Source organism: Streptococcus danieliae, from assembly GCF_025447695.1.
Lineage (GTDB): Bacteria > Bacillota > Bacilli > Lactobacillales > Streptococcaceae > Streptococcus > Streptococcus danieliae.
The window spans coordinates 1-1,006 of sequence record NZ_JAOBSU010000193.1; the positions used below are offsets into that span (position 1 = coordinate 1).

At 41.8% G+C, this 1,006-nt stretch carries 1 protein-coding gene; it reads left to right on the plus strand.

Translation table 11 applies throughout. The features are described 5' to 3' along the window. Positions 1 to 987: N-acetylmuramoyl-L-alanine amidase (locus N4310_RS08520; RefSeq protein ID WP_262092836.1), on the plus strand; the 987-nt coding region annotated here is incomplete at its 5' end. Positions 988 to 1,006 lie beyond the last annotated feature (19 nt).

Below are 1,006 nucleotides of genomic sequence, written 5' to 3' on the forward strand. Positions count from 1 at the left end.
TACAAGGTTCGGGTTGAAAGTAATCAACACAAACAAGACTTCGGAGCTTATCACTCACATGTTTACTATGTAACCAACCAAAACAAACGTGAGTATGTGACAGAGACTAAGGTGACTGTTCCGGAACCAAAAACTTCTGTTCGTGTAGAGAATATCACAGTTGTAGGATTTGATGTCACAATCAAAGGTTTGGCTACAAATCCAGATGTTCGTGAGGTCTTGGTTCCCACTTGGACAACCAATAAGGGTCAAGATGACTTGATTTGGTATAAGGCTCTCAAACAAGACGATGGTTCTTATAAAGCGCGGATTGACTACAGTCGCCACCAATATGACTTCGGAAATTATACAGTTCATGCCTACTTCAAAGATAGCACTGGTAAGATGAATTGGTTAGGCAATACAAGTGTTGATTTTCCAAAACCATCAAACTATGGGAAAGGTTATCCTGTAAAATGGATGGGTGAGAAGAAATACTCTGGAGTTATTACCCATGTTGATGAGAATCCCGTCTATTCAGATACAAACCGAGTGAACATCGATCGCATTGTTATCCATCATAATGCAGGAATGAGTGATGAGGGAGCTCGCGCAACTTGGTATATCCGGAATGGCAATGAGACTTCTGCCCATTATCAGGTAACACCAGATAAGGTCTGGGGAGTGGTTCCTGAAAATGAAGTAGCTTGGCATGCGGGACACTATCCAACCAATCAGCGTTCAATTGGAATTGAGCACCTAAACAATAGTTTGGGACCAAATTGGACGATTGCTGAGGAAACCTATCGGAATTCAGCAAAATTGATTGCGGATATCTCGATTCGTTACAATATTCCACTCGATCGTACCCATGTGATTGGCCATGACGAAGTCTCCGCAACTCTTTGCCCAGGTGGTATTGATATGGATAAACTACTCAGCATGGCAAGAGGGGTGTGTCAAGAATTTTGTGTAAACTCCAAAGCAGAGTTTGAATGTGTGTATTAATCGGACAAGGAATTGTAAG